Origin of the sequence: Paraburkholderia sp. BL17N1, assembly GCF_003634175.1 — a bacterium.
Taxonomy (GTDB): Bacteria; Pseudomonadota; Gammaproteobacteria; order Burkholderiales; family Burkholderiaceae; genus Paraburkholderia.
Genome location: NZ_RBIW01000001.1, coordinates 450,642 through 471,826 on the forward strand (window position 1 = coordinate 450,642; position 21,185 = coordinate 471,826).

At 62.0% G+C, this 21,185-nt stretch carries 19 protein-coding genes and 2 pseudogenes; 15 read left to right on the forward strand and 6 right to left on the reverse strand.

All coding sequences use genetic code 11. The annotated features are described in order from the left end of the window. Nucleotides 1-187: 187 nt before the first annotated feature. Genes B0G82_RS02010 through B0G82_RS02035 form a run of 6 tightly spaced genes read right to left on the reverse strand, consistent with a single transcriptional unit; the run spans nucleotide 188 to nucleotide 6,410 of the window. Entirely contained in the window at nucleotides 188-1,294 is a 1,107-nt protein-coding gene (locus B0G82_RS02010) for a type VI secretion system ImpA family N-terminal domain-containing protein (protein ID WP_121306500.1), read from the reverse strand. Next, the gene (gene tssG, locus B0G82_RS02015) at nucleotides 1,287-2,399 is read right to left on the reverse strand and encodes a type VI secretion system baseplate subunit TssG (RefSeq protein ID WP_121306501.1); all 1,113 of its coding nucleotides are present in this window, start codon (nucleotides 2,397-2,399) and stop codon (nucleotides 1,287-1,289) included. The genes B0G82_RS02010 and tssG overlap by 8 nt, the downstream gene beginning before the upstream one ends. Then, nucleotides 2,399-4,288: a type VI secretion system baseplate subunit TssF gene (gene tssF, locus B0G82_RS02020; RefSeq protein ID WP_121306502.1), complete on the reverse strand. Its 1,890-nt coding sequence runs from the start codon at nucleotides 4,286-4,288 to the stop codon at nucleotides 2,399-2,401. Before tssF ends, tssG begins: the two co-directional genes overlap by 1 nt. A gap of 15 nt (nucleotides 4,289-4,303) precedes the next feature. Continuing rightward, the gene (gene tssE, locus B0G82_RS02025) at nucleotides 4,304-4,840 is read right to left on the reverse strand and encodes a type VI secretion system baseplate subunit TssE (protein WP_116142665.1); all 537 of its coding nucleotides are present in this window, start codon (nucleotides 4,838-4,840) and stop codon (nucleotides 4,304-4,306) included. Then, on the reverse strand, nucleotides 4,837-5,709 hold the full coding sequence (locus B0G82_RS02030) for a type VI secretion system accessory protein TagJ (RefSeq protein WP_116142666.1): 873 nt from the start codon (nucleotides 5,707-5,709) through the stop codon (nucleotides 4,837-4,839). The genes tssE and B0G82_RS02030 overlap by 4 nt, the downstream gene beginning before the upstream one ends. Beyond that, on the reverse strand, nucleotides 5,706-6,410 hold the full coding sequence (locus B0G82_RS02035; RefSeq protein WP_121306503.1) for a TagK domain-containing protein: 705 nt from the start codon (nucleotides 6,408-6,410) through the stop codon (nucleotides 5,706-5,708). The genes B0G82_RS02030 and B0G82_RS02035 overlap by 4 nt, the downstream gene beginning before the upstream one ends. Nucleotides 6,411-7,005: 595 nt before the next feature. Between B0G82_RS02035 and tssH the strand changes: the two genes are divergently transcribed. The 15 genes and pseudogenes from tssH (at nucleotide 7,006) to ureG (ending at nucleotide 21,183) form a co-directional block, all read left to right on the forward strand. Then, complete coding sequence (gene tssH / locus B0G82_RS02040) at nucleotides 7,006-9,726, forward strand: type VI secretion system ATPase TssH (RefSeq protein WP_121306504.1); 2,721 nt, start codon at nucleotides 7,006-7,008, stop codon at nucleotides 9,724-9,726. 36 nt (nucleotides 9,727-9,762) lie between these two features. After that, nucleotides 9,763-10,308 (forward strand): type VI secretion system contractile sheath small subunit, encoded by a 546-nt coding sequence (gene tssB / locus B0G82_RS02045; RefSeq protein ID WP_116142669.1) that lies wholly within the window; start codon nucleotides 9,763-9,765, stop codon nucleotides 10,306-10,308. A gap of 70 nt (nucleotides 10,309-10,378) precedes the next feature. Continuing rightward, nucleotides 10,379-11,878: a type VI secretion system contractile sheath large subunit gene (gene tssC / locus B0G82_RS02050; protein WP_121306505.1), complete on the forward strand. Its 1,500-nt coding sequence runs from the start codon at nucleotides 10,379-10,381 to the stop codon at nucleotides 11,876-11,878. 52 nt (nucleotides 11,879-11,930) lie between these two features. Beyond that, the gene (locus B0G82_RS39290; protein ID WP_206751606.1) at nucleotides 11,931-12,443 is read left to right on the forward strand and encodes a L,D-transpeptidase; all 513 of its coding nucleotides are present in this window, start codon (nucleotides 11,931-11,933) and stop codon (nucleotides 12,441-12,443) included. Beyond that, nucleotides 12,424-12,897, forward strand: a complete 474-nt coding sequence (locus B0G82_RS02055; RefSeq protein ID WP_241974443.1) for a hypothetical protein — start codon at nucleotides 12,424-12,426, stop codon at nucleotides 12,895-12,897. The genes B0G82_RS39290 and B0G82_RS02055 overlap by 20 nt, the downstream gene beginning before the upstream one ends. A gap of 221 nt (nucleotides 12,898-13,118) precedes the next feature. Continuing rightward, complete coding sequence (locus B0G82_RS02060) at nucleotides 13,119-13,601, forward strand: type VI secretion system tube protein Hcp (protein ID WP_012431989.1); 483 nt, start codon at nucleotides 13,119-13,121, stop codon at nucleotides 13,599-13,601. A 71-nt stretch (nucleotides 13,602-13,672) separates the two neighbouring features. Beyond that, nucleotides 13,673-13,981 (forward strand): annotated as a pseudogene (tssJ, locus tag B0G82_RS39955) (type VI secretion system lipoprotein TssJ); the annotation flags it as partial. Between the two features lie 48 nt (nucleotides 13,982-14,029). Further along, a pseudogene (locus tag B0G82_RS02065) lies at nucleotides 14,030-15,400 on the forward strand (type VI secretion IcmF C-terminal domain-containing protein); the annotation flags it as partial. A 378-nt stretch (nucleotides 15,401-15,778) separates the two neighbouring features. After that, entirely contained in the window at nucleotides 15,779-16,582 is an 804-nt protein-coding gene (locus tag B0G82_RS02070; RefSeq protein WP_116119167.1) for a transporter substrate-binding domain-containing protein, read from the forward strand. Nucleotides 16,583-16,757: 175 nt separating this feature from the next. Further along, nucleotides 16,758-17,060: an urease subunit gamma gene (gene ureA / locus B0G82_RS02075; protein ID WP_011487082.1), complete on the forward strand. Its 303-nt coding sequence runs from the start codon at nucleotides 16,758-16,760 to the stop codon at nucleotides 17,058-17,060. 27 nt (nucleotides 17,061-17,087) lie between these two features. Continuing rightward, nucleotides 17,088-17,393 (forward strand): urease subunit beta, encoded by a 306-nt coding sequence (locus B0G82_RS02080; RefSeq protein ID WP_116142675.1) that lies wholly within the window; start codon nucleotides 17,088-17,090, stop codon nucleotides 17,391-17,393. A gap of 58 nt (nucleotides 17,394-17,451) precedes the next feature. After that, complete coding sequence (gene ureC, locus B0G82_RS02085; RefSeq protein WP_106285880.1) at nucleotides 17,452-19,158, forward strand: urease subunit alpha; 1,707 nt, start codon at nucleotides 17,452-17,454, stop codon at nucleotides 19,156-19,158. A gap of 3 nt (nucleotides 19,159-19,161) precedes the next feature. Beyond that, a complete protein-coding gene (gene ureE / locus B0G82_RS02090) occupies nucleotides 19,162-19,851 on the forward strand; it encodes an urease accessory protein UreE (RefSeq protein WP_121306508.1) in 690 nt (229 codons plus the stop codon). Then, complete coding sequence (locus tag B0G82_RS02095; RefSeq protein WP_116119791.1) at nucleotides 19,838-20,518, forward strand: urease accessory UreF family protein; 681 nt, start codon at nucleotides 19,838-19,840, stop codon at nucleotides 20,516-20,518. Before ureE ends, B0G82_RS02095 begins: the two co-directional genes overlap by 14 nt. A gap of 11 nt (nucleotides 20,519-20,529) precedes the next feature. Beyond that, nucleotides 20,530-21,183 (forward strand): urease accessory protein UreG, encoded by a 654-nt coding sequence (gene ureG, locus B0G82_RS02100; protein ID WP_121306509.1) that lies wholly within the window; start codon nucleotides 20,530-20,532, stop codon nucleotides 21,181-21,183. Nucleotides 21,184-21,185: the final 2 nt, after the last annotated feature.

The following is a 21,185-nucleotide window of genomic DNA, read 5'->3' on the forward strand; positions in this document are numbered from 1 at the left end:
AATGACTTCGCCTTTTTTTGCACGAAGGTGATTTGAGGATGGCTTCCTCCCGCGTTCAAGGCCTCGACCTTTCCTGGCACAACAATCGACTCCTGCAAGAACTGGCGTGTGGACAACAACACGCCGCGACGAGAAGCGCTATTCCGATGGCAATCACAGTGAAGGCTCTAAACATCGCGCACCACGACTACTCTTCGCTATTCCATTGTTCAAGCAACTCCGTGGGAATGGCCTTGACGACATCCACGTACCGTTTCCCCACAAGCCGTTCCGCGCGCTTCAGCAACACGGGGATTGGGCTGCTCGGCTCGTGTTGCTCGAACCAGTATCGAGCTTCCCGAATACGCTCCAAAGCGCCCTCACGACCCGCCGCAGCCACGTTGACGCCCGGGCTAACCGGCGCAGCGCGGCCGGCCGGCGGCAGGATGTCGTCATGCTCGACGCACGTCTCCTCGTTCGACGATGCCGCCGCACAAGCATCGTCGAGCGGCATCGCCTCCACCGATCCGTCATCTGGCGCCACCGTCACGCGCGATCGATCTCCCACTACGCGCCGCAACAACCGCGTGAGCGCAGCGAGGTCCGGCAGGTAGACGCCCAGATGCGCCTTGCACCAGGTATCGATGCACTCCAGGCTCGCGAGCGCGCCATCGAAGCCGCGAAGCATGTCCGGCTGCTGGATGCGAAGATCCTCGAGTTGCCGCGAAACGGATTCGGGCGCGAGCGCATCGCTCGGCCGTGGATGAGCAAACGCGCGCTCGACGTCGCGCATCTGAAGGCGCGTGGCGGTGGAACGAGTCAACGCGATCTCCCGCAGGTCGGACAGCAACCCATCCGAATCTGTCAACGCCTGCAAAGCGTTCATGCGGATTTCGAGCGCCGCTTCCTGATCGTCGTCGACACCGGGTTGGGGATGGAGCGCGCTGGGAAACGCGGCGAGCCATGCGGCCAACAGCCCCAGCCCTTCCGCCAGTCCCGCCGCTGACGCGAGCCTCGTGCGGCAACGCGTGAACAACACCGCGAGACGCATGTCCTTGCTGCGCATCATCAGGCGTCGGCAATCGCGCTCGACCTCGCTCCAGTTCACCGGTTCCGGTATCCCCACGAAGTCGCCGTACTGCGCGTCCACTTTCACGGCCATCTGCGCGGCCAGCACGACGAATTCCGGGTCGTATTCGAGGTCGGTCCCGCACGGCGCGGCGGCCTCGACCGGTGACATCCAGTCGTGAGGCAGGGGTGTGACGGCCTTGGCTGCCGACACCTTCGCCGTCGGTTGTCTCTTGCTGCTACTCATCTTGTCCCTTCACTTGCGGCGTGACCCGGCGCTTGCCCGCCGCGTCGATACTTTGTTTCGCGAACGTGCCGGCGTAGCGTTCAGGCTCGAAGCGCATGCCGGTAATCGGCTCGCCGCTGGGCGAGCGACCGAGCCATCCTGACCAGCCCAATTGCTGCGGGCCGCCCATCACGGCAGGCGGCGCGCTTTGTGCGCGGATGCGCAACTCCAGCTCCCATTCGAATTCGCGACCGATGAAACTCCGCACCCAATCGGCCAGTTGCGGCAGATCCGCGCCACGAGGCGTGAAGCGCAGGTATTCGTCGATATCGACCGGGCCGATGATGATCCGGAAACGGTGCTGACGATCCGGCACCTGCTCACCGAGCATCGCGCCGTCGCCCATCGTCGCCGCACCGCCGGGCTTGCCGATATAGCTGTGATCGTCGGCAGCAACGTCGATCCAGTTAAAAACGAACTCCTCGATCGCGACGGGAACGCCGAAATACCGCTCGAGCGTCATGCGCAAGCCATCCGGGTTGCGGGCTTCGCGCACGAGGTTCGCAGACGCGGCAAGTTGCGCGTGTGCGGGCAAAGCGCGCTGCCCAATCTCGCGCGTATCCTGGCCGGTCAGGCTCGCGACATAAAAGGAGAATCGTTCGCTATCGGGCCCGGCACGGTCGAGTCCAGCGGTCGCCTGTGCGTCGGCCCACGCGCGGTACAACAGCGTGAGGTAGCGATGGTGAAAAATATCGAGGAAATGGACGAGCGTAGGATCGCGCCGGCTTTCTTCACGCTCCCTGGCAATCTCCGTCATGTGGATGGGCAACGGCCCATTCGGTCCAAGCATGCCGAGCGCGAACAGACGAATATGCAGGCGCCCGCCGAGTTCACCCACACTGGCGATCTCACGCGGCGCGAATGCAAGGCTCGGCTTCTGGCCTAACCGGAATGGTTCGGCACGCGGACGCCGCGCCTTGCCGATCGCATCGATACGCACATCGGCACCGATGCGGCGCATCAGCGAAAAAAATCCGAAATGCCATGGCTGCGTCTGCAGCCGCTCGACTGCACCCGCCGATAGCGCCGTGTCGCGCAGCGTTGACGTGAATAAGGCCCGCTCCATCAAGCCACTCCGCGTGTGCCCATGCGCACGGGCCAGCGCATCAATTGGCCGCGCTGCATTGAGCGAAGCTCGGTCTGCGTGAACGAATTGATGGATACGTGCCGTGCCAGATAGTGCTCGAGAATCAGCCCGAACAGGTAGGGGCTCAAACCGGAAAAGCCGGTTTCATCGACCGTCAACTGACATTCGATGCCGCGACCGAACACCAGTGGGCCGCCACCGGGCAGTTTCCTTGCGACCGGCCGCGTCTTCACGCCGACGAGGCTTTCCACCTGACGCCGCGGTCCCACGTCGTCGCCGGTGAGGAACAGGCGCAGCATGTCGCGCACACCCTGCCCGCCAGGGCGGTGATCCATATCTTCCAGCGGCAAATAGTTGAAATTCAGTTGCCGGATAAGCCGCCATGCTGTTTCGCGCTCGGCAAACGGCGCGCGAGGCGCGCTCGGCGCACGAATCAAGCCGACGCCGATCGCGGGCACCGAATCAACGGCGTCCAGATCGTTCACGCCGTTGCGCGGCAACAGATTCGGCAAGTCGCGATTGGTCAGCCAGGCGTCGATCGACAGATAGCGCATTCCTTCGTGATACGGCGCTTCCTGCTGGTCGACCAGCGACACGAACACTTCAGTTCCAATGTACGGCGTGCGCGTGCCGTAGCGGCGGGCCGAGTCAGATAACAACCGGCGTTCGCGGCGCAGCGAAAAATAGCGCCCGTGGTTGCCCTCGTCATTGTTCAGCGTTTGATACAACGGCCGGAAGGCGAATTCCGTCGACTTCTTGCCGACCTGCGCCGTGAGCGCTTCGACCGAATAGACTTCGTAGTCGAGCGGCGCGTTGCGCTTCGGAACCAGATGGAATTCCGTGCTGGCCGCATTCAATTCGATGCGCTGCGCTTTGCGCGGAAACAGATTGATCACGGGCGTGCAGAACAGCGCGAAACGCGAGGCGTCGACAAGGCCGATCAGCCGGTCCGGCGACTGATCGAGCAGCACGACGATCTCGACTTCACGGCCTTTTGCCTTGCTTAGCCCTTCGCGCAGTCCGGTCAGCGTGAAAAAATAAAAGCGGCTCGGACATGCGAAATATTCGTGCAGAAGATTGTGACCATGGAATTTCGACCAGGTAAGCGGCAGCAACCCCTGATCGATGCCAAGCCCCTCCTGTGCGACCGCGCCATGTGTGACCGCACAGAAGGGACGCGCCGCGTCGCCGAAACACCCAGGCTCGCCCGTGATCGAGGCAATGCCTGCCGCGTGAAGCAGTTCGAACAGATGCGACGCAACCTGCTCGTCTCCGGCCAGATAGACCGGCAGGCGGTCGAGTCCGCGCAGCTCGGCGATTTTGGCCTCGCCCGTGGCACGCAACCGCAGCCGCAATGCGCCACGCACTTGCGTGTGGGGCGGCACATAGCGGTCGAGCATGGGAATGTCCGGCGGAATCCCCGTCAGTTGTGCATGGGTAATCTCAAGGGGATAGAGCGCGACGTCCTGGCCCGTGCGGAATTCGCACACAGTGTCCTCCCCCGGCGACTTCTTGCCCGTGAGCATGCTGCCGCGCGGCACGCAGAAGCCTTCGACAAGGTTGCCTTCGCTCGGACTCGGATAGAAACGCGCGACCGACATGGACGGCGTGGGCGCCACATAGTTCGGGTAGATCACCTCGAGCAGACGTCCCGTGAAGCGCGGGAATTCCGCGTCGAGCTTGAGCTGCATACGCGCCGCCATGAAGCTGAACGATTCGATCAGCCGTTCGACGTACGGATCGGTCATCTCGCCGGCCTGCATGCCGAGCCGGCGTGCGATCTTCGGATGCAGTTGCGCGAACTCGCCAGCCAGTTCGCGTACATACATCAGTTCCTGGCTGTAGTAATCGAGCAGTCGCGGATCCATAACAATGTCCTGTGGTCAACGAGCCGCTGCGTGCAGCCGGCTCGTTTCAAGGTCGAGCGAGCTTTGCACCATGAACTCGAGCGGATAGGGGTCCATGCGGATCATTCCGCGGATCTCGAACGCGAGGTGGTTGTAGCGACTCTGGCTATCGACATCCGTGAGGGGCACGACCTGCACCGTATGTGCAATCAGCCGCGGCTCGAAGTCCCGTATGGCGCCCCGTATCACCTCCTCGATCTTTGCCCATTTTTGCGACGCCATGAACGCCCCTGCGAGCGGCGGCACGCCAAAGTTGATGGTCGATGCGGCCGCGTATGAATGCCGCTTCCGATCGATCAGGTCTTCCATGCTGGTCGCGTTGAGCAGAAACGCAAGATCGCGCTGGATGATGTCGCGCATCTGCGCCCGGCTGACCGCATAGTCGCCGGGCGCCTCGGTCTGCCGGTGCGGTGCGTCGTCGCGCAGCCGATCGAACAAGGTGGGCAGCAGCTGTGCATCGGCCTGGCGCGGCGCGGATGCCGTTCGGTCCGGCTCATGACGTTTGCGGCTCATCGCTGCACTCCTGCCGCCGGACCGGAGTGCGCGGCGCCGTCCACTGCGGCGGGACCAAACGAACAGTCAGCCAATTCGAACAGATCGAAATCAGCCGCGCTTGTCGTCCAGGTCTTACGCCCGGACGCAATGACGGCCGTGCGCCCCGACTCATGCCAAACGGTCTCATGCCCGAGTTGCAGCGTCTCGCGCAGGACAGGTAACCCGTGGGCGGCGAGCGGATAACGTGCCGGCATGAAGCCGCGCACCACCGCGCCGTCGATCAGCGACAGCGTGCACGGCGCCCACACGAGGTCGAGTAGCGTCGACGGCCTTTCGATCCGCCAACTGGCGATATCCGCCAGCGAAAGCCAGCGATAGCGCCCGGCGGAAATTAGCTCACAGACCGGGCCTAGCCGCGAATCGCTGTCACCGATCCATTCAAAGCGCTGATTCGAGGTGTGCCCGGCGACCAGCGGAGCGAGATCCAACGCGCGCTCCCGGGCGTCATCCGACGCGTCCTGTTGTCCCTGCGCGGACAGTTTGAGCGCACTGAGCATGCCGTGTATCCACGCGGGCGCGTCGCCGAATACCCACCCCGGCTCCTGCTGCCCGGCCATGACTTTTGCGCGCCAGTGTTCCGCGCGAACCAGGTCTCGACATGCTTGCGCGACGGACGCCTGGGACGGCTCCAGTTGGGCAAAAACCTGGAGTTGCTGGATGGCCCGCGTCCACTGGTACGTGATACATAGCCACTGGAACAGCGTCCAGCGATGCGCGGCCAACGTCGGCTGACTACGAATGTTCGCTTCGACCATTTCGATCTGTGCTGCCGGCGACCACTGGCGTTCCTGGCTCGCGAAGACATCCTGTAGCGGTTGGGCGGTCATTCGTTGGTCTCGTGGTGAATGTGAGTGTTCAGAGCCGCTAGCGGGCTGTCGATCGCGAGCGTGTGATGATCTCGCCGCGCGACGTGCGGCGGCGCCATTCCCACGCGGCGCGCCGCCGACGCGTGATATTCGGCTGGTGCGAACAGGCGAAGGATTTCCGGCACCGCGTCGTGTCCGGCCAAATCCGTCACGCCGCCCTCGTGCAACGCATCGAAGGCTTCCTCGAGCACGTCGATGTCGGATAGCAGACTGTGGATTGAACTTAAATCATCCTCAGCGCGGGCTCGTTCACCCATCGCCTCTTTGCCCAATCCGGGTATCCCGTTTGCAGACGACCCGATCCATTCCGAGTTGGGCAGGAAGTACGGCGATTTGAGCGCCTGGTAATACTGTTCATTGAGCGTGGCGAGAAGATCGTCCCGATCGGTATGTGCCGACGCGCCCGGCCGCTCGTATGCCGACGTGTCATACGCGGCGTTCGCCGACGAACCCAGCAACTCGAAGATAGCCTCGCTCGACTCCGGTGAGCAGTCGCTGCGCTCCGACGCAGCCAGCCGCTGGCCTTCCATACGTGATTGCTCACGAACCTGCCCGCGTGAACCCATGTGCATCCAGGACGGGTCACGATGCAGAGCACTCCGATCGGCGGTTGCGCGCGACGGCTTGCCAAGAACTTTGCGGAAATAAGTATGAAATATCATTGCGTGACGCCAAGCAGTCTATGCCGATCCTGCATCCGTTATGCCCAACAAAACGGAATTAACGCATGACAACACAATTGATGTCTACCGTAAATTTACGCAGCAATGTTTAAAAAATAGAGATTTAATTCGAGATAAATTAAACGACATTCCGAAATACAAATACTCCGACATATATCCAGCAACAACAAGCCGGATTTTTCCTACGCAGAGGGAATCTTCAACTCAATGCGCGGAAATCTCCCAATGCCAAAACAAATCAAATTTCCACACCAAACACGATTATTTTCAATGATTTAACCTATATTTTTATCTCAACAACTCACAGAACAGGCTAACTCCACATTTGTCGCCGATCAAAAAATTCACGCATTACCGAAAAATAAAAATCGCCTTCACACATTGACTGATCCAAACTTGAAGTCCGATAATTCAGAAAACACCATTAAGCGGAGACAGGTTCGAAAAGTGCCGAATTACATAACGAAAGCGAAGCGTTTGACCGCATAAGGCAATTCGCTTAAATAGCTTCCATTTCAACTTGTTCAGGCTCGATTCCAATCAGTCATCCTAATAAACCACACGCGACCAGTTCATGACGATTTCCCGCCAGGCACTCTTTGGCAAGCTCGGGGCCACACTTTTCCGCAGCATCGAATCCGCTACCGCGTTTTGCAAGCTGCGCGGCAACCCGTATGTGGAGCTTGTCCACTGGCTGCATCAATTGCTGCAATTGCCGGACAGCGACATGCACCGCATTGCGCGGCATGCGGGAATCGAACGTGAAACACTGGAACGCGATCTCGCATGGGCGCTCGCTGCCTTGCCCGCGGGCGCCAGTTCGATCAGCGACATCTCGCACCATATTGAACTGGCTGTCGAGCGAGCATGGGTGCTTGCCACGCTCGATTTCGGCGACCGCCGGATACGTGGCGCGTGGTTGCTCGCGGCATTGCTTGGCACGCCGGAACTGCGTCGGGTACTGCTTTCGGCTTCGCCCGCATTCGCACGCATCCCGGCCGATACGCCACGCGACGAACTGATTGCCTGGATCGACGGCTCGCCCGAGTCTTCCGACGCGCCGTACGACAACACGGACTTCTCCGCCGCGATGCCGGGCGAGGCTTCGCAGGCATTGCCCGCAGGTTCGAAGCGCTCGTCAATCGAGCAGTACTGCAGCGACCTGAGCGCGCGAGCCGGCGCAGGTGAAATCGACATCGTGACAGGACGCGAGCAGGAGATTCGCACGATCATCGATATCCTGCTGCGCCGCCGTCAAAACAACCCGCTTCTGACTGGCGAGGCCGGCGTCGGCAAGACTGCTGTCGTAGAAGGGCTCGCACTTGCCATCGCCAATGGCGACGTACCGCCCGCGCTGGCCGACGTGCGGCTGATGACGCTCGACGTCGGTGCATTGCTGGCTGGTGCGAGTATGAAAGGGGAATTCGAGTCGCGGCTCAAAGGTGTGCTCGAAGCCGCCTTACGGTCCACGACACCCATCATTCTGTTCGTCGACGAAATCCACACGCTCGTCGGCGCGGGCGGTCAGGCCGGCACCGGCGACGCCGCCAATCTTCTCAAGCCGGCCCTCGCGCGAGGCGCGGTGCGCATGATCGGGGCGACAACCTGGTCGGAGTACAAGCGGCACATCGAAAAAGATCCCGCTCTCACTCGGCGCTTTCAGTTACTGCAGGTCGCCGAGCCGCAAGAAGCCGCAGCCATCGACATGGTGCGGGGACTGGCCGACACGTTTTCGAAGCACCACGGCGTGATTATCCGAGACGAAGCGATCCGCGCCGCCGTTACGTTGTCCCATCGTTATATTCCTTCGCGGCAGTTGCCCGACAAGGCAATCGGTCTGCTCGACACCGCATGCGCACGCGTTGCGCTCTCACAGCATGCGCCGCCGCGCGAACTGCAAAGCGTGCGTCAACGACTTCAGGCGGCGCGCGTCGAGTGTCGCCTGCTCGAACAGGAGGCGCGTATCGGACTCCATGCGGAGGAGGCGCTGAGTGCCGCGAGGGCGCGCATCGGTACGCTCTCAACGGAGGAAAGCGCAATCGACGCACATTGGCGGGCCCAGCTCGCAGCCGCACAGGCATTAGCCAGCGCGCGCGACGCCATCCTTACCCAGCCCGATCCAGATCACGCCGATGTTGTGCCGTCCCTCGCGACACTCGGGCAGTTGAAGCACCGCCTCCGTGACCTTCAGGGTGAGACGCCACTAGTCTTCCCGGAAGTAGACGAAACGATCATCGCGGAAATCGTCTCGGACTGGACCGGCATTCCCGTCGGCCGCATGGTAACGAATGAAGTTGCGGCTGTGCGCGCCTTGCCCGAAACACTCGCCTCCCGCGTGATCGGGCAAAGCGATGCCTTGCGCCAGATCGGTGAGCGAGTGCAGACGGCGCGTGCGGGTCTTACCGACCCACGCAAGCCACTCGGCGTGTTTCTGCTGGCGGGGCCGTCCGGCGTCGGCAAGACGGAAACGGCGCTCGCACTGGCCGAAGCCCTGTATGGCGGCGAGCAGAACCTGATCACGATCAACATGAGCGAGTATCAGGAGGCGCACACGGTCTCCGGACTCAAGGGCGCACCGCCCGGATACGTCGGCTACGGTGAAGGCGGCGTGCTGACAGAAGCCGTCCGCCGGCGCCCGTATGCGGTTGTTCTGCTCGACGAGATCGAAAAAGCGCATCACGACGTACATGAAATGTTCTTCCAGGTGTTCGACAAGGGCTACATGGAAGACGGCGACGGACGCTACATCGACTTCTGCAATACCACGATTCTTTTGACCAGTAATGCCGGTTCCGAGTTGACGGCGAGCCTATGCGCGGACGCCACACTCGCGCCCGATCAGGACGCCCTGCGTGAAGCGTTAGTCCCGGAGTTGCTGAAAGTATTTCCCGCAGCCTTCCTCGGACGCGTGACCGTCGTGCCGTATCGCCCGCTGGTCCACGCGTCGCTCGCCAGCATCGTGCGTCTGCATATGAACCGTGTCGTGCGGCGTATGGCCGACAGTCATGGCATTGCTTTGCATTACAACGAGCAGGTGATCGACTACATCATCAGCCGCTGCCTCGTGCAGGAGACCGGCGCTCGGGTGTTGATCGGGTTTATCGAACAACACGTTCTACCGAGACTGTCCGCTCTCTGGCTCGACGCATTCTCGTCGAAGCGAGTCCTCTCGAGCATCGAAATCCACGTCGGCGACAGCAACGCCGCGCCCGCTGCCGCATTCGTCTTTGCATCAGCCAACAAGACGGCGGTCGCCGAGAGCATATCCCCGGTTTCTGTCGGCGAGACTCATTAAACCTGCCGGCCATTTCCCACGCTTACGGAGTCATGCATGTCCGTTTCAAACAGTTCGCAGAAGTTCATCGCGCGCAATCGTGCGCCGCGCGTCCAGATCGAGTACGACGTCGAGATCTACGGTTCCGAGAAAAAGGTGGAACTGCCATTCGTGATGGGTGTGCTCGCCGATCTGTCCGGCAAGCCGGTCGAACCGCTGCCGGCTGTCGCCGATCGCCGTTTCCTCGATATCGATATCGACAACTTCGACGAGCGCATGAAAGCGCTCAAGCCACGCGTCGCATTCGCAGTGCCCAATACGCTCACGGGCGAGGGCCAATTAATGGTCGACATGACATTCGAAAGCATGGAGGACTTCTCGCCGGCCGCCGTCGCCAGCAAGGTCGAACCCTTGCATCGCCTGCTCGACGCGCGCACGCAACTGGCCAATTTGCAAACCTATATGGACGGCAAATCCGGCGCCGAAGCGCTCGTCAACAAGCTGCTGGCTGATCCGGCCCTGCTGAAAGCGCTCGCCGCCGTGCCGAAGCCGACGGTTATCGACGAGACAGAACACAGCCATACCGACAAACCGTCGAACTGACCGCCACTGCTGGCGAAGGCGCACCGGCAAAAACGACTCAAGAACGACCCGAGAACCACAGAGACACACCATGACAACACAGCAGGTAAAGGCGACGGCAACCGCAACTGCCGCGCACTCACAGACCGACTTTTCGCAGTTGCTCGCGCAGGAGTTTCGCCCCAAGACCGCCGCGGCTCGCGACGCCGTCGAATATGCGGTTCAAACGCTCGCCGAGCAGGCGCTGCAGCAGTCGATCATCATCAGCGACGACGCGTACAAGAGCATCGAAGCGATCATCGCGCAAATCGATCACAAGCTGTCGGAGCAGATCAACCTGATTCTCCACCACAACGATTTCCAGAAGCTGGAATCGGCGTGGCGCGGTCTGCACCATCTGGTGTCGAACACCGAAACGGACGAGCGGCTGAAGATCCGCTTCATGGACGTTTCGAAAGAAGAACTGCGTCGCACGATGAAGCGATACAAGGGTCTCGCATGGGATCAGAGTCCGCTTTTCAAGCAGATTTACGAAGAAGAATATGGCCAGCTCGGCGGCGAACCGTACGGCTGCCTCGTTGCTGACTACTACTTCGACCACACACCGCCCGACGTCGACCTGCTCGGCTCGATTGCAAAAATCTCCGCAGCCGCGCATACGCCGTTCATCTCGGGGGCCTCGCCCTCGGTGCTGCAGATGGAATCGTGGCAGGAACTCGCCAACCCGCGCGATCTGACGAAAATCTTCGCGCAAAATCTCGAATACGCCCCGTGGAATTCTCTGCGCAATACGGAAGATGCGCGTTATATCGGGCTCGCAATGCCGCGCTTCCTGTCGCGTCTGCCGTACGGCGCGCAGACGAACCCGGTCGATGAATTCGACTTCGAGGAAGACACCAACGGTCCCGATCACCGCAACTATGCGTGGGCCAACGCGGCGTACGCCATGGGCGTGAACATCAACCGGTCGTTCAAGCTGTATGGCTGGTGCTCGCTGATTCGCGGTGTCGAATCCGGCGGCACGGTCGAGAGCTTGCCGTGCCACACGTTCCCGACCGACGACGGCGGCATCGACATGAAGTGCCCAACGGAAATTGCAATCTCGGACCGTCGCGAAGCCGAACTGTCAAAGAACGGTTTTATTCCACTCGTGCACCGTAAAAACACCGACCACGCGACCTTCATCGGCGCCCAGTCGGTGCAGAAGCCGGCCGAATACCACGATCCGGATGCGACTGCCAACGCCAACCTGTCGGCGCGTCTACCGTATCTGTTTGCCTGCTCTCGATTCGCGCACTACCTGAAGTGCATTGTGCGCGACAAGATCGGGACGTTCCGCGAGCGTGAGGATATGCAGCGCTGGCTCAACGAATGGATCATGAACTACGTCGACGCGGACCCGGCGAATTCATCGCAGGAAACCAAAGCGCGTCGCCCACTGGCGGCGGCCGAAGTGGTCGTCGAGGATGTCGAAGGCAATCCCGGCTACTACCAGGCGAAGTTCTTCCTGCGCCCGCACTTCCAGCTCGAGGGACTCACGGTGTCGCTGCGTCTCGTTGCCCGGCTGCCTACCGTGAAGGAAGCGGCCTGATCGATCGCAGCCAGAACGCCGCCGGCCGCCGCGTAATCCGGTCGGGGTCCCGGTGGTCATTCCCAATGCATCGGCCATAAACAAAAAGGGAGTCTCTCAGATGTCTTCGCTACGGTTTGATGGGCGTACACACCAGATTGCGCTGGTTGATTCTGGTGGTAATACGACTGGCACCTGGGCTGCGTACAACAACGTCGACAGTCATGCCACGATTCATCATATTCAGAACGGCGTCTACACAGTCCAGGACAGGGTGATACCTCACCCTCACGCTGCGTCCGCCAACGGCGCCTATGGACTACACGGCATTGTTCGCTTCAGCGTGCCCGGTCATCCCGGCATCGGCGTCCATTCGGAACGGGCCAACGCGACTCATTTGGCGGGTCCGCTACATCCGACCATGGGTTGCATCCGAACGACAGACGACGCAATGAACGCTATCGGCAATCTGATGAGAACTGACGCGCTGACCACCGTCGAAGTTGTCGGCAACGACAGCATGGGCGCGCACGCCGCGTCCCGGCGCAACCGTCACGCCAGCCTTCATGGGCGTAGTCATGGCTAGGCTTCCAATTCGTGGCGCTGTGTCTTGGCCGATCGCATGTCTCGTTGCGGTGCTCGGTTTCCTGTCAATGTCATTGGCCTACGGTAAGGCTTGCACCGAGCATGACGCTGTGGGTGCGGACGCGATGGTCGACAGCATCACCACCTGGGACGCGGCGAGCGTCGCGTTCACGAAGTACGGACAGTGCGATGACGGCGACATCGCCGAGGGGTACTCGGAGGCGATTGCGCGACTACTGGTGGATCGGTGGAATACATTGCCGCGACTTGGTCAATTGATCAAGCGCAATCCATCGCTCAAAGGCTTCGTGCTGCGTCATATCGACAGCACGCTGGATACGGCCGACCTCGACAAAATCAAAGGGCTTTCCACGTCATCCTGTCCGTCGGGCATGGAAACGTTCTGCAAGGCGCTGACCCACGCCGTCTTGCAGACCGAACGGCCAGCGAAATGAAGTAATGCGCCCGCCGCACCGTAGCCAACGCCACAGCCATCGCGGTGCGCGCGCGCACGCGTACGTCCGCACGCGGTACGCGCCTCGTCTGCGTAAAAAAACGGTGGGTAGCCGAAACGCCGCCAATACGCGGCGACATTCACTGGCAAAGAGCATCGCTCATACGACGCGGCAGTCCCGCAACAAAGAGCAGTCTGTTTTTTCACTCACGGAGTCTTTAAATGGCACAGGACATTTTTATCAAGATCAACGGCATCGACGGCGAATCGCAGGATTCGGCGCATAAGAATGAAATCGAAGTGGCGAGCTGGGGCTGGCAAATCCTGCAGCAGTCGAACATGCACATGGGTTCGGGCGGCGGCGCGGGTAAGGCAACTGTCGAAGATCTGGCGTTCGAACACCTGGTCGATCGTGCAAGCCCGAACCTGATGAAGTATTGCCTGACCGGCAAGCACATCGACCAAGCCGTGCTGACCGTGCGCAAGGCAGGCGGCAATCCGCTCGAATACCTGAAGATCACGATGAACGACGTCATCGTTACGCAGGTTCATCCGTCGGGCAGCAATGCTGACAACGGCATCCGTGAACAGGTGCGCCTGTCGTTCGCGAAGGTCAAGCAGGAATACGTCGTGCAGAACGCCCAGGGCGGCAGTGGTGGCGCCGTGACGGCAGGCTACGACATCAAACTCAACAAGGAAGCGTAAGCGCTCCTGTCTTGCGAGGTCCGGCGTGCGCGCCGGACCTTATAACGCCCCACTTCCCCTGTTCACTGCCGATGCGCCCGTCCACTCACGTCGTCGCACTTATCTGCGCGCTCGGACTCACCGCATGCGCGAGCAACGATCCCAAAGCCGTTCATGAACCCGTGAAGCTCGAGCTGTCGATAACCGCCTCATCGAGCGTCAATCCCGATGACCAGAAACGCGCCGCGCCGATCGTGGTGCGCATTTACGAATTGAAAAACGCCGACGCGTTCACTGCCGCCGACTTTTTCTCGCTGCAGGACAAGGACAAGACCGTGCTCGCCGACGACCTCGTCGTGCGCGAGCAGTTTCAGCTTCGCCCGGGAGAAAACAGGACTATCCAACGCAACGCCGATCAGGCCACGACCGCACTAGGTGTCGTCGCGGCCTACGCGCAGCAGTGGGACGCTTTCCTCGGCGATATCCGCACGGTCGCCGGTACGAGCCTCGCCTTCAATCTGCAGGTGCTGCGCCAGTTCGCGGCACCCGATTCGCCGCTGGCGCGCCTTGCTCGCGCGTCCGTGCATGAAACGACGCTTACCCAGTCGATCGCGGCCACCAATGGTTCTCTGCTGCAGAAAACGACCGACCAGTTCAGTCAGAAAGCGGATAAGGCGCTGGGCATCCGGGCGGAAGAACGCGTCGAGCGCGAACTGGTGGACGGTCATTTCGCCGCGCTGCGCGAGATGGTCACAGGCAGCGCCGACACCTCGGCCGCCGACGCGCCGGCCAATACCCAGGCCGGCAAGACGGGGCTCGACGGCGTGACGAGCCTGCTCAACGATTACTACACCACACTGACGGTCGCGGATAACGCGATCGCAAACAACAGCATGCCACCCGCCAGCGATGCCGCGGCGAAACTGAAAATGGCGGCCAACACCATGCCGGCGCCATTTCGCGAGGTGTTGCTCGGCCTCTCGGTGCAGGGCTCGCGCGAAGTCAATCAGGGCATCGGCCAACTGCTTTCGCGGCAGATGCAGGCCGTGGTCAGCGATACCTGCCGACTGACCGTGGAGGGCAACTATCCTTTTGCGCCAGACAGTCCGCGCGACGTGAGTGTCGACGACTTCACACGCGTATTTGCACAAGGCGGCGTGATCGACGACTTCTTCACGAAGAACCTCGCACCGTTCGTCGATACCTCGGCGAAGCCGTGGCGCTACAGAACGCTGCCGGGCGCCACGGAGCCCGTACAGGGCCCCGACCTCGAACCATTCCGGCATGCGAGGCAAATCCGCGACGTGTTCTTCGGCGACCAGGGCAAGCAACTTCTTTGGAAAACCGAAATCCGCGTGCCCGAACTCGATCCGACTGTGACGACACTGGCGATCGACATAGATGGTCAAAGTATGTTGTATCAACATGGACCCGTCGCACCATTTGCGGTGAGCTGGCCCGGGCCGCGCGGCGGGGTGCACGCCGAAATGACCGCGAGTCCGCGCATTCGCCCTGAAACCTCGGCGGTCGCGGCGGACGGCCCCTGGGCACTCATGCGTCTGTTGCGCAAGGGGCAGATCGTCCAGACGGCTACGCCCGGGCGCACGCGCGTCGAATTCGATTTCGACGGACGCAAGGCGGTGCTAGATATCACCGGTACGGGCAGCGTCGCCAACCCGCTGACCAGCGATGTGCTCACCGCTTTCCGTTGCCCCAATTCAATGTCGATGTTCAACCTGCCCGACAGCGGTCCGCCGCCTGGCTTGCCCTCGGCGACGCCGGTTTCCGCTGCGGCGGAGGGCGGTCGCATTCCTCGTTGATATCTACGCGAGCCGTCGGCACACCCAGGAATACGCCCGGCCAGTCATGCATATTCGCAAAGCAAAGTCGAACGCCACTCAAAACGCGCAGGTCGCATGCAACGCATTCACGTCATTCATCCAGTCGCCCGGCGCAGCTGAACGAGAAGAACGATCTGGTGCGTTTCATGTGTCTCGCGGCGGAGTCAGTCACCCGCGCAAAACCAGCAACGCACCAATTCGGCGCATTGCAATGCATCAAGTCTGTGCGTCGCGATTGCGCACGCCTTGCCAGCCCAAGCCCGAACGCTTTGGCATGCACCTTGCTCTGATCTTCTCCACGATACTGCCGCGTCCCGACGGCAGCCGACCGCTCGTCGCCACCACCGCTCACACAACATGACCCGATCGACTCTTCGCCCCGCGCGTCGCGCCTGGCTCGCCGCACTGTTGCTCTCGCCCGTCCTCGCCGTCACCGCGCCCGCCGCTCACGCGGATACGCTCGATAACATCGCCAAGGCCGGTGTGCTCAAAGTCGCCGTGCCGGAAGACTATCCGCCGTTTGGCTCGGTCGGCGCGGACATGAAGCCGCAGGGCTACGACATCGACACTGCCGCCCTGCTCGCGAAGTCGATGAACGTGAAGCTCGAACTCGTGCCGGTCAACAGCGCCAACCGCATTCCGTATCTGCAAACGGGCAAAGTCGACCTGGTGATCTCGTCGCTCGGCAAGACGCCGGATCGCGAGAAGGTGATCGATTTCTCGACCGCCTACGCGCCGTACTACCAGGGCGTGTTCGGTCCCGCCGACATCAAGGTCAGCGGCCCCGCCGATCTGACCGGCAAGACGGTCGGCGCAACCCGCGGCGCGCTCGAGGAAATCGGTCTTACGCAAATGGCGCCGAACGCGACCATCAAGCGCTTCGAGGACAACAACGCGACTATCGCCGCGTTTCTGTCGGGCCAGGTGCAGTTGATCGCCGCGGGCAACATCGTCGCGGCCGCGATCCTCGCGAAGAACCCGCCCCGCCGCCCGGAGCCGAAGTTCGTCATCAAGAATTCGCCGTGCTTCGTCGGTATGAACAAGAACGAGCCACGCCTGCAGCAGAAAGTGAACGCCGCCATCGCGCAGGCGAAGCAGGACGGCACGCTCAACACGATGTCGAAGAAGTGGTTCAGCGCGCCGCTGCCGGCCGATCTGTAAGCGCGCCGTTAGCCGAACTTGATACCGTGACCGGCTTATCCGGCATTGCACTCGTCATGGACGCATCCCGTGCGGCGCACGCGATCCCGGCCATGACACGCAGCGCCAATCATTGTCGTGGCCGGTCCCGCCCCGGACCGTCGCAACGAACGTCACAACCCTACGCACTCATTCGATGAAGCTGACACCTCGCGAGAAGGACAAGCTGCTGATCTTCACCGCCGCGCTGCTTGCCGAACGCCGCCGCGCGCGCGGCCTCAAACTGAACTATCCGGAAGCGATCGCCTTCATCACCGCCGCACTGATGGAAGCAGCCCGCGATGGCAAGACCGTCGCCGAAGTGATGCACTACGGCACCACGCTGCTCACCCGCGACGACGTCATGGAAGGCGTGCCGGAAATGATCCCCGACATTCAGGTCGAAGCCACGTTCCCCGACGGCACCAAGCTCGTCACCGTTCATCACCCGATCCCCTGATCATTACAATCACATAAGGCAGGCTAGATGATTCCCGGCGAACTCTTCATCGACGACGGCGAACACGAACTGAACGCGGGCCGCGCCACCGTCACGGTGGTCGTGTCGAATACCGGCGACCGTCCGGTGCAGATCGGCTCGCACTATCACTTCTATGAAGTGAACGAGGCGCTCTCGTTCGATCGCGACGTCGCGCGCGGCTTCCGGCTGAACATCGCGGCGGGCACCGCCGTGCGCTTCGAGCCCGGCCAGGAGCGCACCGTCGAGCTGGTCGAACTGGCGGGCGATCGCGTCGTCTACGGCTTCAACGGCAAGGTGATGGGCAAGCTGTGAGGCCCCTCTGCCTCTTTGCACACGCCCAGATCGCCCTGTTCATTTCCGGACCCACACCATGACCTTACGCATTGGCCGCCGCGCATACGCGGAAATGTTCGGCCCCACCGCCGGCGACCGCGTGCGCCTTGCCGACACCGAATTGCTGATCGAAGTCGAGCGCGACTTCACCACCTACGGCGAAGAAGTGAAATTCGGCGGCGGCAAGGTGATTCGCGACGGCATGGGCCAGTCGCAGCGCGTGCATGCCGAGGTGGTCGATACCGTCGTGACGAATGCCGTGATTCTCGATCACTGGGGCATCGTCAAAGCCGACATCGGCATCAAGGACGGCCGCATCGCCGCAATCGGCAAAGCGGGCAATCCCGACATCCAGCCGAACGTGACGATCGCGATCGGCGCGTCCACCGAAGTGATCGCGGGCGAAGGCCTGATCGTGACGGCCGGCGGCATCGACACGCATATTCACTTCATCAGCCCGCAGCAGATCGAAGAGGCGCTCGCGAGCGGCGTGACCACGATGCTCGGTGGCGGCACCGGTCCGGCCACGGGCACCAACGCGACTACTTGCACGCCGGGTCCGTGGCATCTCGAACGCATGCTGCAAGCGGCGGACGGTTATCCGATGAATCTCGGCTTTCTCGGCAAGGGCAATGTGAGTCTGCCGCAGCCGGCACTGGAGCAGATCGCCGCGGGTGCGATCGGTTTGAAGCTGCACGAGGACTGGGGCACGACGCCGGCCGCGATCGACAACTGCCTCTCAGTCGCCGACGATACCGACACGCAGGTCGCGATTCACACGGACACGCTGAACGAAGCCGGTTTCGTCGAAGCGACCGTGGCCGCGTTCAAGGGCCGCACGATTCACACGTATCACACGGAAGGCGCGGGCGGCGGCCACGCACCGGACATCATCAAGGTTTGCGGCGAAGCGAACGTGCTGCCCTCCTCGACAAATCCGACGCGCCCGTACACCGTCAACACGCTCGAAGAGCATCTCGACATGCTGATGGTGTGCCACCACCTGGACCCGTCGATTGCGGAAGACATCGCGTTCGCCGAATCGCGCATTCGCCGCGAGACCATTGCCGCCGAAGACATCCTGCACGACCTCGGCGCGCTGTCGATGCTGTCGTCGGATTCGCAGGCGATGGGGCGTGTGGGCGAAGTGATCATCCGCACCTGGCAGACCGCGCACAAGATGAAGGTGCAACGCGGCGCGCTGCCTGAGGACAACGCGCGCCACGACAACTTCCGTGCGAAGCGCTACGTCGCCAAGTACACGATCAACCCGGCGATCACGCACGGCATCGCGCACGAAGTCGGCTCGATCGAGCCGGGCAAGTGGGCCGACCTGGTGTTCTGGGAGCCGGCGTTTTTCGGCATCAAGCCGTCGCTGATCCTCAAGGGCGGCATGATCGCCATGGCGCAAATGGGCGACCCGAACGCGTCGATTCCGACGCCGCAGCCGGTGCACTATCGCGAGATGTTCGCGACACGCGGCGGCGCCCTGGGACGCACGTCGCTGACCTTCGTCTCGCAGATGGCCGCCGATGCGGGCGTCGGCGAACGCTACGGCCTGAACAAGCGTATCGTTGCGGTCAGGAACTGCCGCAACATTTCGAAGGCAGACATGATCCACAATGCGTGGCGTCCGGCGATCAGTGTCGATCCGGAAACCTATCAGGTGATTGCCGACGGTCAGTTGCTGACCTGCGAACCGGCCACCGTGCTGCCAATGGCGCAACGCTACTTCCTGTTCTAGCCCATGCGCACCATCGACAAACTCATCGCGCCGCATCTGAAGCTCGCGCCCGTGCTGGTCAAGCGCGCGCCGACGCTGACACTGGCGTTCGACGATCGCCGCAAGAGCCGGCTCGCGGCCACGCTCGATAGCGGCGAAGAAGTCGCGCTGCTGTTGCCGCGCGGCACCGTGCTGCGCGACGGCGACGTCCTGGTCGCCGACGACGGCGGCCTCGTACGCGTCGTCGCCGCACCGGAAACAGTGCTCTACGTGCGCGCGAAAGACGCGTTGACTTTGACTCGCGCCGCTTATCACCTCGGCAACCGCCATACGCCAGTGGAGGTCGGCGCCGATTACCTGAAGCTCGAATACGATCCGGTGCTGGCCGACATGCTCAAGCGCATCGGCGCGAGCGTCGATCAGGTTTCGATGCCGTTCCAGCCGGAGTCCGGCGCGTATGGCGGCGGCCATAAGCACGGTCATGACGAAACCTTCGCCGAAGACTATGCGCTCGCGCAACAGGTGTTCGGCGAGCATCATGGACATGAGCATGGTCACGACCATGAACATAGCCACGCGGCGCATGGTCATTCGCATTCGCACGATCATGATCACGGCCACGAGCATGCGCATGACCACGATCACGATCACGGCGATCACGTCCACGACGAATCGTGCGGCCACGGGCATCACCACCATCATGCGCATCGCTGAACTGACGGCGCTGCTGCATCTTGCGTCGCCGGCGCTGCCGATCGGCGCATTCAGCTACTCGCAGGGTCTGGAAGCCGCCATCGAAGCGCAATTGATCACCGACGCCGACTCCGCCCGCGACTGGATCGCCAGCGGTTTGACCGACGTGCTCGCGCACGGCGAACTGCCGTTCCTCGCGCATCAGATGGAACGCTGGCGCACGCATGACGCCTCGGCCCTCGCGCAGGCCAACAGCGAATTCCTGGCGAGCCGCGAATCCGCGGAACTGCGCCGCGAAACTGAGCAGATGGGCTGGTCGTTGCGGCAGTTGTGCGTATCGCTCGAATGGGGCGACGCCGAGCGGCGCACGACCCTCGCCTCGCTGACGCCGCTCGCTCAACCCACCGCGTTCGCCTTCGCCGCCTACGCGCACGACGCAGCCGTCGACGCCGCGCTCGCCGCCTACGCCTTCAGCTGGGTGGAAAACCAGGCCGCCGCCGCGTTGAAGGCCGTGCCGTTGGGACAGCTCGCCGGTCAACGCATCATCGTCGCCCTGCGCGAGCCGATCGATGCGGCCGTCACGCGCGCCATGGCCACGTCGCCCGAGAACATCAACACTTTCGCGCCGCAACTCGGCATTCTTTCGGCGCGTCACGAGTCGCAGTATTCGCGGCTCTTTCGCTCATAAAACGATCCATCATGAACGCACTTCATCAGCCTGCCCACTCGTCCGTCCGCACGAAAAAACTGCCGCCGCTGCGCGTGGGCGTCGGTGGCCCGGTCGGCTCGGGCAAAACGACGCTGCTCGAAATGCTCTGCAAGGCGATGCGCGAACAGTATGACCTCGTCGCCATCACCAACGACATCTATACGAAAGAAGATCAGCGTCTATTGACCGTGGCGGGCGCGTTGCCGGCCGAACGGATCATGGGCGTCGAAACGGGCGGCTGTCCGCATACGGCGATTCGCGAGGATGCCTCGATCAATCTGGAAGCGGTCGACCGCATGCTGACGCGTTTTCCCGATGCGGATATCGTGTTCATCGAATCGGGCGGCGACAACCTCGCCGCGACGTTCAGTCCGGAACTGTCGGATTTGACGATCTACGTGATCGATGTGGCGGGCGGCGAAAAGATTCCGCGTAAGGGCGGCCCCGGCATTACGAAGTCCGATCTGCTGGTGATCAACAAGACGGACCTCGCGCCGATGGTCGGCGCGAACCTCGATGTAATGGCGTCGGACGCCAAGAAGATGCGCGGCGAGCGGCCCTTCGTGATGTGCAATCTGAAGGCGCTCGACGGGTTGGAGGTGGTGGTGAGGTTTATTGAGGAGAAGGGGTTGTTGAAGGTTTGAGG